Below are 12,315 nucleotides of genomic sequence, written 5' to 3' on the forward strand. Positions count from 1 at the left end.
CAGGCTTCCGCCACCAACGAATCAGACGAGTGACGGGCTGAGGTTCGCGTCCGCCGTCGTTGTTTGAATGGTTTGACTGGCGCGGATGAGGTCGGCGCAGCGCTCGCCGATCATCATGACGGTGAGGTTGGGGTTGACCGTCACATGCTCGGGCATGACCGAGGCGTCGGCGACGCGCAGGCCGGTGACGCCTTTGACGCGCAGCTCGGGGTCGAGCGGCGACATCGCGTCCTCGGCCGGGCCCATGCGCACAGTGCCGACAGGGTGATAGACCGTGTTGTGCGTTTTGCGGATGTAGTCCTGCAGTTCCTCGTCCGTCTGCGCTTCGATGCCAGGGGACAGCTCGCGGCCGGCCCATCCGGCCATGGCGGGCTGGGCGGCGATTTCGCGGGCCTTGCGGATCCCGGCGACCATGACGCGCATGTCGTGGCCTTCGGGGTCGGTGAAGTAGCGCGGGTCCACCATGGGCTTGTCACGGAAGTCGCGGCTGCGCAGCCGGACAGTGCCGCGGGAGCGGGCGTGCGTGACGTTCGGGGTGAGGCTGAAGCCGTTCTCGGTGGTGGGGTAGCCGTGCCGCAGGGTGTTCATGTCGAAGGGCACGCTGCCGTAGTGCATCATCAGGTCCGGGCGGTCCAGGCCCTCCTCGGTGGGCGTGAAGATGCCGATCTCCCACCACTGCGTGGACGTTTCCACCATCGGCTGCTTGGCCTCGAACTGGACGACGCCTTCGGGGTGGTCCTGCAGGTGCTCGCCGACGCCGGGGGAGTCCACCAGCACCTCGATGCCGTGCTCGGCGAGGTGGGCGGCGGGGCCGATGCCGGAGAGCATCAGCAGTTTCGGCGTGTCGATGGCGCCGGTGGAGACGACCACTTCCTGCCGGGCAGTCAGCCGGTGTGTACGGCCGAAGGCTGAATCCACAACATCGACGCCGGTGCAGCGCTTCTCGGCGTCTAACACCAGCTGGCGGGCGCGCAGGCCGGTCAGCAGGGTGAAGTTTTCGCGTTCCATGATCGGGTGGATATAGGAGACGGAGCTGGAGGAGCGGGTGCCGTCCGCGCGGCGGTTAATCTGGAAGAAGTTGGCGCCGTTGACCACGGTGGTGCCGTTGTTGAACTTGGCCCGCGGAATGCCGGCCTGTTCGCAGGCGTCCAGCAGGGCGACCCCGGCCGGGTCAGCCGGCGGCACGTTCATGACGTGGACCGGGCCTGAGTCGCCGTGGTGCGGGGCAGCCGGGCCCGCGTCCTCGTTGGTCTCCAGCCTCTTGTACAGCGGCCAGGCGTTTTCCGCGTTCCAGCCCGTGGCGCCGTACTTGGCTTCCCATTCGTCCATATCCTCCCTCGGGGCCCAGAAGGCGATGCAGGAATTGTGGCTGGAGCAGCCGCCCATGACCTTCGCGCGGGAGTGCCGCATGAAGGAGTTGCCGTTCTCCTGCGGCTCGATGGGGTAGTCCCAGTCGTAGCCGGATTCGAGCAGCTCCATCCAGCGGTCCAGTTGCAGGACCTCGGGGATGTTCCGGTCGTCGGGGCCGGCCTCAACCAGCGCCACGGTCACTTCCGGGTCTTCGCTCAGCCGTGCGGCGACGGCGGCGCCGGCGGATCCGCCGCCGATCACGATGTAGTCGAACTCCCGGTCCATCAGGTTGTCGATGTTGTCGAGGTGCATTTAGTTCTCCTTGCCGTGGTCAGCGAACCAGCCGGTCACCTGCGGGCTGGTGTTCTGGTAAATGTGCTTGGCTTCCTGGTACTCGGCCAGGCCGGTGGGACCCAGTTCGCGGCCGACGCCGGACTGGCCGAAACCGCCCCACTCGGCCTGCGGGAGGTAGGGGTGGAAGTCGTTGATCCAGACGGTGCCGTGGCGCAGCCGGCCGGCCACGCGCTGCGCCTTGCCGGCGTCTTGCGTCCAGACAGCGCCGGCCAGGCCGTAGATCGTGTCGTTGGCGGTGGCGACGGCCTCGTCCTCGGTGCGGAAGGTCTCGACGGTCACCACCGGGCCGAAGGCCTCATCGACGACGACGGACATTCCCCGCCTCACGCGGTCCAGGACGGTCGGTTGGTAGTAGAACCCGGCGTCGTACTTTTCACCCGCCGGGGCAGCGCCGCCGCAGCGCAGCCGCGCGCCCTCCTGCACTCCGCGCTGGACGTACGCATCCACCTTCTCGCGGTGCGCAGCGGAAATCAGCGGCCCCGTTTCCGCGGCCTCGTCGAAGGGGCCGCCAAGGCGGATGCCCTCGGCCCGGCGGACCAGTTCGTCGATGAAGCGCTCGGCGATCGATTCCTCGACCACCAGGCGCGCCCCGGCGGAGCACACCTGCCCGGAGTGCACGAACGCGCCGTTCAGCGCATTATCGACGGCGGCATCGAAGTCCGCGTCGGCGAACACCACGTTGGGGTTCTTGCCGCCGAGTTCCAGGGCCACCTTCTTGACCGTGCCGGCCGCGGCCGCGGCGATGCGCTTACCGGTCTCGAGTCCGCCCGTGAAGGAGACAAGGTCGACGTCGGGGTGTTCCGAAAGCGGTGCGCCCGCCTCCGCGCCGGGGCCGGTGACGAGGTTGGCCACGCCGTCCGGCAGGCCGAGGTCCTGGAGCAACTGCATGGCCAGGATGGCAGTGGACGGGGTGAGCTCGGAGGGCTTGAGCACAAACGTGCAGCCGGCGGCCAGCGCGGGCGCGATCTTCCACGCGGCCTGCAGCAGCGGGTAGTTCCACGGCGTGATCATGCCGCAAACGCCCACCGGCTCGTGGACAATACGGCTAACGACGGCGGGATCCCCGGCGTCGACCACTCGGCCAGCGTCCTGCCCGGCGAGCTTGCCGAAATACTCGAAGCAGGCGGCGATGTCGTCCATGTCGATGTGGCTCTCGGCCATGCGCTTGCCGGTGTCCAGCGACTCTGCGCGGGCGAACTTCTCGCGGCTTTCGCGCAGGCCGGCGGCGACCTTGAGCAGGAACGCGCCGCGCTCCGGCGCCGGGACGGAGGCCCAGACACCCGAATCGAAGGCGGCACGGGCCGCGGCGATGGCGCGCTCGGCGTCTTCCCGGCCGGCCTCGGAGACCGTGGCGACCAGTTCGCCGTCGGCCGGGTTGCGGATTTCCCGCACGGCACCGGAAGCGGCCGGCTCCCAAGCGCCGTTGATGAACAAGGTGGAGGCGGTATCGGTCATGTTGTCTCCTTTGTAGGTGCGGCGACGGATTCGTCGACCGTGTTGTAGTCGGTTTCCCAGTCCGCCTTGGGCGGGACATTCTCGGCGACGGTGCTGTATGTGAGGGTGTCGCAGTGCTGGTGCAGGAACTCAAGGTGCACTTCGTAGTGGTCCAGTACGTCGGCGATGACCTCGTCCTTGCTGTAGCCCATAAGGTCGTAGCCGTGGCTGCCCTCGAGGGAGAACACTTCGATCCGGTAGTACCTCCCGCCCGCGGCACTGGACAGGGCATGGGACGGGACGTTCCGCTGGACCGGGTAGATCTGGTACTTGAAGGTGCGCTCGCCGTCGAGCTCCACGCACAGGTCCGCGGTATCGATTCCGAAAGCCTCCACGGTACTGGTCTCCAGTGTTGCCTTCAGCCCGCGGGCACGCAGGTCGTCGCACACCTCGTTCAGCGCGGGAACCGCCACCGTGGAGACGAAGTTCTGGACCTGCGGGTGCCGGGGATAGTTCATGGCGCGGGCCAGACGCTGGCGCCAACCTCGGCGGCTGTCCGCGCCGCCCGGGACGTTCGTGCGCGAATTGAGCACGGAGTGCAGGCTTGTCTGGTAGCTGTCCACCAGTGCGGTTTCCAGCCGCAGCGCCTTGTAGAGGCCCAACATGATGAAGACCAGAACCACGGAGAACGGCAGCCCCATGATCACGGTGGCGCTTTGCAGCGTGGGTACCCCGCCCACCAGGAGCATCCCCAGCGTCAGGAGGCCGGTGGCCACGGCCCAGAAGACACGCAGCCACTTGGGGCTGTCCGAGTCCGCGTCCTTCAGGTGCGAGCTGAAGTTTGCCATCACGAGGGCGCCGGAATCTGCACTCGTGACGTAGAACAGCAGCCCGGTGAAGGTGGCCACGGCCGCGCTGAGCGGAGCCATCGGGTACTGCTCGAGCAGTCCGTAGAAGGCGCGTTCCGGGTTGCTCATCGCCATTTCGCCGAACTCGGCGTTGCCGCCCATCACGATCTCCAGGGCGCTGTTGCCGAAGATGGAGATCCACAGCAGGATGAAGCCGAACGGTACCACCAGCACCCCGAAGACGAACTCGCGGAGCGTGCGGCCGCGGGAAATGCGCGCCAGGAACAACCCCACAAAAGGAGCCCAGGCGATCCACCAGGCCCAGAAGAACAGCGTCCAGCCGTTGAGCCACTCGTCCGGCCGGTCGTAGGCGAAGGTGTTCAGCGCCATCGACGGGAAGCGGGACAGCGTATCGCCGATGTTGTTTACAATGCCGTCGAAGAGAAAGCGGGTGGACCCGGTGACGAGGATGAAGATCATCAGCGCGATGGCCAGGATGATGTTGAGCTCCGACAGCCGGCGGATGCCCTTCTCGACTCCAGTGAGCACCGAGACCGTCGCCATCACCACGGCCACGGCGATCAGTGCGATCTGCACGAGGGTGTTCTCGGGGATGCCGAACTGGAAGCTCAGGCCATAGTTGAGCTGTGCGACGCCGATGCCCAGGCTCGTAGCGATGCCGAAGATCGCGCCCAGCAAGGCAGCAATATCGACGGCGTGGCCCAGCGGCCCGTGGATCCGCTTGCCGAGGATGGGATAGAGCGCGGAACGGATGCTGAGCGGCAGGTTGTGCCGGAAAGCGAAGTAGCCCAGGGCCAGTCCCATCAGGGCATAGAGCCCCCAGCCCAGGATGCCGTAGTGGAACAAGGTCCAGACCATGGCCTGCCGGGCGGCTTCAATAGTGGAAGCTTCGCCTCCCGGCGGGGCCAAATACTGTGTCACGGGCTCCGACACCGAGAAGAACATGAGGTCAATCCCGATGCCGGCGGCGAAGAGCATCGCCGTCCACGTGAACATGTTGAACGTCGGGCGCGAGTGGTCCGGCCCTAGGCGGGTCTTTCCTACTCGGGATACGGCCACAAAGAGGACGAACGCGAGCACCGCGACGACGATCAGCGAATACCACCAGCCGAACGTCTCGCCCACCCATGTTACGGCCGTGCCGATCACGGCGTCTGCCGATTCTCGGTCCAGGATGGCCCACAGCGCGATGCCGAGGACACCTGCCGCCGAGCCAATAAAGACGGACTTATTCACCCGCGTCCGCGCTGCAGGATCGGGCGGGGTTTTGTACGAAGGCAGGGCATTATCCTGCGCTGGGCGCTTGCTGTCTGCGTCATCCTGCTGGGACTCGATAATTTCGGGAGGCGTGCTCATATTGGTCTCGTACCTCGCATCGGTAGCTGGTGCTGGTCGCGTCACGCCGATAGCTATCGCCCACCAGGGTTGGAACCCTGACGCTGGCAACAGTGGGAATCAGCTCCGGCGCGCCTCTAGCACGTCCAAAAAGGGGTCAATATACCTGTTTGATAGAGCGGCATCACTTGTATGTGCGTTTCTGCAAAGGTGGAGTTCTCGCTCTGGACCGAGAATCCGAAGCACGACGGCGTGCTACTTACCGCTGGCTCGAGAGCGCTGCACGCGTGCTTGCGGAGTTCCATACCGTGATGCGTCCCTGCCGCGAAGTTCCCGGGCCGGCGGTAGGGGCCACATCTTCTTCGATTGCTTCTTGCGGTGTGATCCAACTCATACGCAGCACAGTAGTCGAGGTTGAACATCTGTTCAAGACCTTGTTTGAACAGATGTTCAAGGTGCATAATGGCGCGAAACAACCATGACAACCAGATATTGGGCGAGTAAAAGCAGACGCCTGAGGAAGGCGGCCCTGTTAGGCGGCGAAGGCAATCTCCTCGGTGCGGGCGAGACTCCTTCGGATGGATGCCTCGTCCAGGGCAAGGAGCGCGGTTAGCCACATGCCATTCTGTATGACGACAATGTCCGCTGCCCGCTCCCTGCATTTATCCGGCGAAAGCTCTGGCTTGGCGTTCGCAATCAACGTCGCGAGCCCATCGATATAGCGGTCAAAGGCCGCGGCATTGATCAGCGCAAACTCTTCATCGGCTTTCGCGAGCGCCCAAAGGTGGAGACGCAGGGACAGGTATGGTGTGTTCAGGAATTCCGGGCCGGCAACGCGTCTGAGGGCTTTGCGCAGTTGGTCGTCCGGCGTCATCGCCGGGTCGGGTGCGACCAGCATGAGGTCGTCCTCGTCGATCCGGTGCAAAGCCGCACGGATCAGACTCGACTTGTCCTCGTAGTAATAGTTCACGAGCCCCAAGGCGACGCCGGCTTCGCGCGCAACTGCACGCATGTTGACCCCAGAGATGCCATGCCGCGACAGCAGGTCCAGCGCCGCTTCCAGAATGCGGGACTGCCTATCAACCTGCTGGTCGGAGTTCACGGTGCTTGGGTTCATTTGACTAGACTATTGGGCAACTCGCGCGGAGTGAATTGCATGTCCGACACTTGGCTTCCGCCGTTGACCGGAGGAGGATTAAAGGACCGAGATGAAGGAGGTTCGTGATGTGCTACGCCTCGAACAAGGATTTCGGTTGGGGCTTCAGAAAGGAAACCGCGCGCACGCCGGAAACCCGCAAGGGAGACCAGGACACCGGAGGCGAAACCTGGACGAAGTCCGATGATTCCGAAATGAAGGCGTTCCTCGACAAGTCCGAAGTGGGAGAGCCGACCAGCGACCGGGCCACATAATCGAATACCGCACAGAGCATTGAAGCCTCGCAGGGTTCTGCGAGGCTTCACTTGGCTCATGATCACGTTCCCTTAGGCGGGAGCGGCGCACCAGCACCGCTCCATCAGGCCGGTGCGCCGCCGAAGCCGATCTCGTTGCCGTCCGGGTCATGGAAGGTCGCCTTTCGCACACCGTTTTCGTAGGTTTCGCGCACAGCCGGCTCGAGTCCCCGTTCGGCGATCTGCGAGATGCGGACATCAAAGTCACCGAGGAAGACTGTGTGCATGGCGTGCCCGGCATGCTCGGGCCGCACTTCGATGAACAGGTACCGATGCTCGGCGAGCTCCCACACGGCCTCGGTATCGTTCGGCAGGAATGACGGCGGGGCTCCCAGCAGCCGCTCATACCAGGCTGTCGCTTCGGCGTAATCGCGGACTGGGATGCCGGCGAACAGATCCAGGTCCATGGCTTCCTCCACGGTCGGGTTGGACAACAATACTTTCCGGCACCGTACTCCTGAAAAGTTCTGAAGACCACGCACTGGGCCCCGCGGATGGAACCAGTGGACGTCAATTTACAGGCTGCCGGAACCGTCCGGGGAAATAGATTCGTTCGTCCAATATCGGGCTGGTGAAATGATGTTAAAATCTGCGCCCTATTGACTCCCTTCCAAGGTCCGGCCTAGACTCGCAGCATTTCACCCCGTTCCATTTTCGTAGCTATTTCCTCGTTGTCACATGAAATGGTGCAAAATGACCCCCACCCTGATGCGGCGGCTTGCGGCTGAAGTGCTCGGCACGGCAGTACTGGTGATTTTTGGAGTCGGGTCGGTGCTGGCAGCGCTGACTGCGGGCAGGGGGGAACTGACCTATCCGGGGGTTGGGTTCATTGCCCTGGGATTTGCCATTGCCGTCGCTGTGGCCATTTACGCGTTCCTGGCGGTTTCGGGCGCCCACATTAATCCGGCGGTGACCATCGCGCTTGCGATGACCAGACGCTTTCCATGGGTGGAGGTGGTTCCCTATTTCATCGCCCAGTTCGTCGGCGCCGCAGTCGGCAGCCTCCTGCTGGTGGCGTCGTTCGGGACGAGTTCCGTGGACTTGGGCGGGGGCGCGACCGCCTTGGGCGCTGGCGTCTCCTACGGCCAAGGCATTATTGCGGAGGCAGTGGGGACCTTCCTGCTCATGCTCGCGGTCATGGCGGTCGCGGTGGATAAGCGGGCTCCCAAGGGCTGGGCGGGTCTGATCATCGGGCTGGCCGTCGCCGGCGCCATCCTAGTCGTCGGTCCACTGACAGGCGGTTCGCTCAACCCGGCCCGGACCTTTGGCCCGAACCTCGTGCAGTCCATCTTCGGCGGCGACGTCGAATGGTCCCAGTTCCCGCTATACATCATCGGACCCTTCATCGGCAGCTTTGCCGCCGCCGTTGCCTACGATCTGGTTGTCCGTCCGCGCGAGGTAATTGAAGCCGAGCCACGTGCCGACGATCCTTCGACGTCGGCGGAGAAGGATAAGAAACCCGATTCCGACAAAGAATAAAAAAGAATAAATAACCCGTGTGAAAGAAAAATGCGGCTGCGTAGCGTCGGCTTTGCGCGGTCGGCTTGGATTATCGAGAGGAAAAACCATGACGGGAAACCGTGTAGTCGTGTATAAAGGCCCAGGGGAAGTTGCGGTAGAAACCATCGACTACCCTAAGCTGGAACTGCCTTCCGAGGTTGCCAGCAAAATGGGAATTCAGCAGAACGCACCGCACGCCGCGATTCTCAAACTGGTCGCGACCAATATCTGTGGAAGCGACCAGCACATGGTACGCGGGCGCACCACCGCGCCGGCCGGTCAGTCGCTCGGCCACGAGATTACCGGGGAGGTGGTCGAGACCGGTGACGACGTGCTCTTCGTCAAGGAAGGCGATATATGCTCGGTGCCCTTTAACATTGCATGCGGCCGCTGCCGGATGTGCAACGAAGGCAAAACCGGCGTCTGTCTCAACGTGAACCCCGCCCGTCCCGGCGCAGCCTACGGCTACGTGGACATGGGTGGCTGGATCGGCGGCCAGGCCGAGTACGTGATGGTGCCTTATGCGGACTTCAACCTGCTCAAGTTCCCGGATCGGGACCAGGCCCTTGAGAAGATACTGGACCTGACCATGCTGTCCGACATCTTCCCCACCGGCTACCACGGTGCGTTCACAGCCGGCGTCACCACAGGTTCCACGGTTTACGTTGCCGGCGCGGGACCGGTGGGACTGGCCGCGGCCTTCTCCTCACACATTCTGGGCGCCTCTGCTGTCGTCGTCGGCGACATGAACGCCGAGCGGTTGAAGCAGGCCGCAAGCTTCGGCTGCGAGACCATCGACCTGAGCCAGGAAGGCTCGCTGCCGGACAGGATCGAGCAGATCCTGGGCGTCCCCGTGGTCGATGCGGCGGTGGACGCGGTCGGGTTCGAGGCCCGAGGGCATGGGGCCAATGCCGCTGAGGCTCCTGCTACGGTGCTGAATGACATTATGTCGGTGACGCAGGTGGGCGGCGCCTTGGGCATCCCCGGCCTCTACGTCACCGGAGACCCGGGCGGCATCGACGAGAACGCGAAGGTTGGCCAGATCGGCGTGCAGCTGGGTACCGGTTGGGCGAAGTCGCTCTCCTTCACCACAGGGCAGTGCCCGGTCAAGCGGTACAACCGTAGATTAATGGACCTGATCCTGGCCGGTAAGGCCAACATTTCCAAGGCCGTCAACGCCACTACTATCAGTCTGGATGAGGCGCCCCAGAGTTACAGGGAATTCGACCAGGGAGCAGCCAAGAAGTACGTGATCGATCCGCACGGGATGGTTGCCGCGTAGGGCGCCCGTCCGGAAAGACGGCGATGCTGCGCCTCGGCGCTGCCACGGCGGACCTCGCTGAGACCGCCCGAAGCACCTAGTGGTCGGCCATCACCTCCACGTACAAGGACCTCATGCGGGAAAAACCCGCATGAGGTCCTTGTGCTGTGGGCCCGGCATGGGCATTTGTAGTGCTTCAGGCTGAAATTGTTCGGCCGGTGAAGGCTACGAGCCGTTCCAAGCTTCCGGCGGTTTCTGCCACTGGCTGGGCTGCAGCGAAGCTGCCGCTGGCCCGGACCTGGTCGGAGATGGTTTCTTCGGCCAGACGCGTCACGTGGTCGCTAACGACGTCGGCCACGCGTATTTCCTGGCCGATGGCCTTTGCAAAGTCCCAAGCGTGCACAAGCAGCTCCAGATTTACGATGCCAGCCACGACCGTTGCGGGCAGTTCGGCGAAGCCCATGTCGACGGTGCCCTCGGCGCCCCTGCGGGTGAAGGCCTCCAGCGTTGGCTGGGCGAGACCGGCGATGCGCGCCTCTGCTGACGCATCGGTGCGGTCGGTCGGGTCGGCGCCAAGCGCGGTGCCAACGCTTTTCAACGATCCGGCCAGGTGATCCAGCAGTTGCCCGATAGTAAAGTTCTGGCACGGTGTGGGCTTGCCATAGTCCTCACTGGTAATGTTCCGTAGCACGCGGAGCAGCACTGCCAGCGAGGCGTCTGCTGCACTGAAGTGATCGATGGGATCCGGTGCGGCAGCCCAGTCGTCCGGGCCGGCTCCGGTGGCGGAGGATGTCTCGGCGGTCAACCGGTCCAGGTAGTGGTTCCAGCCTTCGGCGTGGGCCGCGGCTTGTTCATCGGTGAGTCCCTCGTGCTCAAGCCGGAGCGAGGTGCCGTTCTCGTCGGGCTCGAGGGTGATCGTCACGGTCGATGCGCCGGGGGCAAGATCCATTCCGGATTCCCAGCCCCAGGTGAAGACCACCCGCTTGCCGGGCTCGATCTCCTGGAAAGTTCCGGAGGCGTGGTGGCCTGGGGTGACGGTCCAGCGGTACTCGCCGCCGACCCGCAGGTCAACTCTGGCCGCGACGGTCTGCCAACGGCGCAGCCGCTCCGGGTCGGTCACGAGGGCGAAGGCCTCATCGGGGCTAACCGGTAGGTGGATGGTCTTATCGAATTTCATGGCTACTTCTCTTTCCTGTTCAGGTTGCTTTATCGGGCAAGGCTTCGGCGTCCGAAGCGAGCAGATCCAATTCGCGGGTCCAGAATTGATCCACGAGTTCCCGAAGCCGGCCCATGCCTGCTGCGTCGAGGCGATAGAACCTGCTGCGCCCTTCCTTGCGCGCAGTCACCAATCCGGCCCGTTCCAAGGCCAGTAGATGTTGCGAAATGGCCGACCGGCTCACCGTGAAATGGGCGGTCAGTTCTCCCACCGATAGTTCGCCGCCTGCCAAGAGGTGCAGCAGGCGACGCCGGCTCGGCTCTGCGGCTACTTCCAACGGATCCATCATCAGATACGTTAGTCGTCGCTAACGTATCTGGCAAGAGGCAGAGAAGATGCCTGGCCGATTACCCAACGAGTTGAAGTTTTCAGCAAGGCCGAACTGGACCGTGACTACTCGGTCATGCCGCTCGAAGGGCTCTGGTGCTTCGAAACAGTGCTGGAGATGGCGGAAGCTCAAGACCGTTATTCGCCAGTTCGTAGCCCGCGTCGGAAAGCAGCACAGAACCCCCCGGATCGAAGTCGGATGAACCGTCAGGAGTCGTACTGAGCGACGGGGTCAGCCTTCACTGGAGGCTCTCGGAGGGCGAGCTCCCGTGCGATCGCAGGGACTTCGGGATCGGACAAGAACCTCTCGTAGTCCTCGATCTTCCAGTCGAAGAAAACCCACACCCGGTTCGGGTCATCAGGGTCTCGGAACACATAGGAGCCCTTGCACCCGTACTCCCTTCTCTTGTCCACGCCCCTGGTCGAGAAAGTCTTCAGGAATTGATCGAAGTCGGCGACGTTAGCAATGGTGGCGATCATGGCCTTCTCTCAAGTAACGAGCCCTTTGAGCTCGGGTAGCGGTGCTTCGCCAGAGAAGTGTTCGTGGAGCGAGATCGAGGGCTACGCTTCGTCGCGGACGAGTGTGACGTGGGCCGCCGACGTCGAACTGGTGATGTCTGCGCGCCGGTAGTGCCGTATCTGATCGCCAAGATCAGTGAGCAGCCGTTCGCCCGAACCGAGCAGGATCGGCACAATGCTGAGCTGCAGCTCATCGACGAGCCCGGCCTGCAGGTACTGCCGGATGGTTGATACTCCGCCGCCGAGCTTCACGTCGAGGCCGCCGGCGGCGTCGATCGCCCGCTCACGGGCGGCATGAATTCCGCCGGTGACGAAGTGGAACGTGGTTCCTCCGTCCATCTCAAGCGGGGCGCGTTCGTGATGGGTGAGGACGAACACGGGGTGGTGGAAGGGTGGATTGTCGCCCCACCAGCCGGTCCAATCCTCGCTACCCTCCCACGGACCCCGCACCGGGCCGAACATGTTCCGGCCCATGATGGTGGCCCCGATTCCGACGTCCGAGCGCTCGGCGATATCGTTATCCACACCCGTTTCGCCGTCGTCGCCCATGCCGTGCTTGGCCCGGAACGCCCGGGTGGGCAACACCCATTCGTGCAGACGTTCGCCGCCCACCCCAAGCGGGTTTTCCAGGCTCTGGTCCGGACCCGCACCGTAGCCGTCCAAGGATATGCAGAAGGGGGCTACTCGTAATTTCGCCATCC

At 63.8% G+C, this 12,315-nt stretch carries 12 protein-coding genes; 3 read left to right on the plus strand and 9 right to left on the minus strand.

All coding sequences use genetic code 11. The features are described from left to right. Positions 1-21 precede the first annotated feature (21 nt). The 4 genes from J5251_RS05840 to J5251_RS05855 all read right to left on the minus strand — a co-directional run bounded on the left by J5251_RS05840 (position 22) and on the right by J5251_RS05855 (position 6,459). Positions 22-1,662, minus strand: a complete 1,641-nt coding sequence (locus J5251_RS05840) for a GMC family oxidoreductase (RefSeq protein WP_208575473.1) — start codon at positions 1,660-1,662, stop codon at positions 22-24. Next, positions 1,663-3,159: an aldehyde dehydrogenase family protein gene (locus tag J5251_RS05845; protein ID WP_208575474.1), complete on the minus strand. Its 1,497-nt coding sequence runs from the start codon at positions 3,157-3,159 to the stop codon at positions 1,663-1,665. Further along, entirely contained in the window at positions 3,156-5,363 is a 2,208-nt protein-coding gene (betT, locus tag J5251_RS05850; RefSeq protein ID WP_208575475.1) for a choline BCCT transporter BetT, read from the minus strand. Before betT ends, J5251_RS05845 begins: the two co-directional genes overlap by 4 nt. A gap of 511 nt (positions 5,364-5,874) precedes the next feature. Next, positions 5,875-6,459: a TetR/AcrR family transcriptional regulator gene (locus J5251_RS05855; RefSeq protein ID WP_139004035.1), complete on the minus strand. Its 585-nt coding sequence runs from the start codon at positions 6,457-6,459 to the stop codon at positions 5,875-5,877. Positions 6,460-6,563: 104 nt separating this feature from the next. Here J5251_RS05855 and J5251_RS05860 point away from each other — a divergent pair, with 104 nt between their 5' ends. Then, complete coding sequence (locus tag J5251_RS05860; RefSeq protein ID WP_208575476.1) at positions 6,564-6,752, plus strand: hypothetical protein; 189 nt, start codon at positions 6,564-6,566, stop codon at positions 6,750-6,752. Positions 6,753-6,856: 104 nt separating this feature from the next. On the opposite strand, the gene J5251_RS05865 is transcribed toward J5251_RS05860, so the two are convergent. Further along, positions 6,857-7,225 (minus strand): VOC family protein, encoded by a 369-nt coding sequence (locus tag J5251_RS05865; RefSeq protein WP_240792933.1) that lies wholly within the window; start codon positions 7,223-7,225, stop codon positions 6,857-6,859. Positions 7,226-7,484: 259 nt separating this feature from the next. On the opposite strand from J5251_RS05865, the gene J5251_RS05870 reads away from it, so the two are divergent. Together J5251_RS05870 and fdhA are read left to right on the plus strand one after the other, a co-directional pair. Next, positions 7,485-8,270 (plus strand): MIP/aquaporin family protein, encoded by a 786-nt coding sequence (locus J5251_RS05870; protein WP_208575477.1) that lies wholly within the window; start codon positions 7,485-7,487, stop codon positions 8,268-8,270. Between the two features lie 88 nt (positions 8,271-8,358). Then, on the plus strand, positions 8,359-9,573 hold the full coding sequence (fdhA, locus tag J5251_RS05875) for a formaldehyde dehydrogenase, glutathione-independent (protein WP_139004038.1): 1,215 nt from the start codon (positions 8,359-8,361) through the stop codon (positions 9,571-9,573). A gap of 175 nt (positions 9,574-9,748) precedes the next feature. Here fdhA and J5251_RS05880 read toward each other — a convergent pair whose 3' ends face one another. The 4 genes from J5251_RS05880 to J5251_RS05895 all read right to left on the minus strand — a co-directional run bounded on the left by J5251_RS05880 (position 9,749) and on the right by J5251_RS05895 (position 12,313). Next, positions 9,749-10,729 (minus strand): TIGR03086 family metal-binding protein, encoded by a 981-nt coding sequence (locus tag J5251_RS05880; protein ID WP_208575478.1) that lies wholly within the window; start codon positions 10,727-10,729, stop codon positions 9,749-9,751. Between the two features lie 19 nt (positions 10,730-10,748). After that, the gene (locus J5251_RS05885; protein WP_208575479.1) at positions 10,749-11,054 is read right to left on the minus strand and encodes an ArsR/SmtB family transcription factor; all 306 of its coding nucleotides are present in this window, start codon (positions 11,052-11,054) and stop codon (positions 10,749-10,751) included. A gap of 248 nt (positions 11,055-11,302) precedes the next feature. Next, positions 11,303-11,575, minus strand: a complete 273-nt coding sequence (locus tag J5251_RS05890) for a hypothetical protein (protein WP_139004041.1) — start codon at positions 11,573-11,575, stop codon at positions 11,303-11,305. 81 nt (positions 11,576-11,656) lie between these two features. Continuing rightward, positions 11,657-12,313, minus strand: coding sequence for a dihydrofolate reductase family protein (locus J5251_RS05895; RefSeq protein WP_139004042.1), 657 nt, complete (start codon positions 12,311-12,313; stop codon positions 11,657-11,659). Between the last annotated feature and the right edge of the window lie 2 nt (positions 12,314-12,315).

Source organism: Arthrobacter crystallopoietes (assembly GCF_017603825.1).
GTDB classification, from domain to species: Bacteria; Actinomycetota; Actinomycetes; order Actinomycetales; family Micrococcaceae; genus Crystallibacter; species Crystallibacter crystallopoietes_B.

Bases quoted from the DNA above. Each gene is read 5' to 3' on its own strand.
- J5251_RS05840 (WP_208575473.1), bottom strand. From the start codon at position 1,662: ATGCACCTCGACAACATCGACAACCTGATGGACCGGGAGTTCGACTAC.
- J5251_RS05845 (WP_208575474.1), bottom strand. From the start codon at position 3,159: ATGACCGATACCGCCTCCACCTTGTTCATCAACGGCGCTTGGGAGCCG.
- betT (WP_208575475.1), bottom strand. From the start codon at position 5,363: ATGAGCACGCCTCCCGAAATTATCGAGTCCCAGCAGGATGACGCAGAC.
- J5251_RS05855 (WP_139004035.1), bottom strand. From the start codon at position 6,459: ATGAACCCAAGCACCGTGAACTCCGACCAGCAGGTTGATAGGCAGTCC.
- J5251_RS05870 (WP_208575477.1), top strand. From the start codon at position 7,485: ATGACCCCCACCCTGATGCGGCGGCTTGCGGCTGAAGTGCTCGGCACG.
- fdhA (WP_139004038.1), top strand. From the start codon at position 8,359: ATGACGGGAAACCGTGTAGTCGTGTATAAAGGCCCAGGGGAAGTTGCG.
- J5251_RS05880 (WP_208575478.1), bottom strand. From the start codon at position 10,729: ATGAAATTCGATAAGACCATCCACCTACCGGTTAGCCCCGATGAGGCC.
- J5251_RS05885 (WP_208575479.1), bottom strand. From the start codon at position 11,054: ATGGATCCGTTGGAAGTAGCCGCAGAGCCGAGCCGGCGTCGCCTGCTG.
- J5251_RS05890 (WP_139004041.1), bottom strand. From the start codon at position 11,575: ATGATCGCCACCATTGCTAACGTCGCCGACTTCGATCAATTCCTGAAG.
- J5251_RS05895 (WP_139004042.1), bottom strand. From the start codon at position 12,313: ATGGCGAAATTACGAGTAGCCCCCTTCTGCATATCCTTGGACGGCTAC.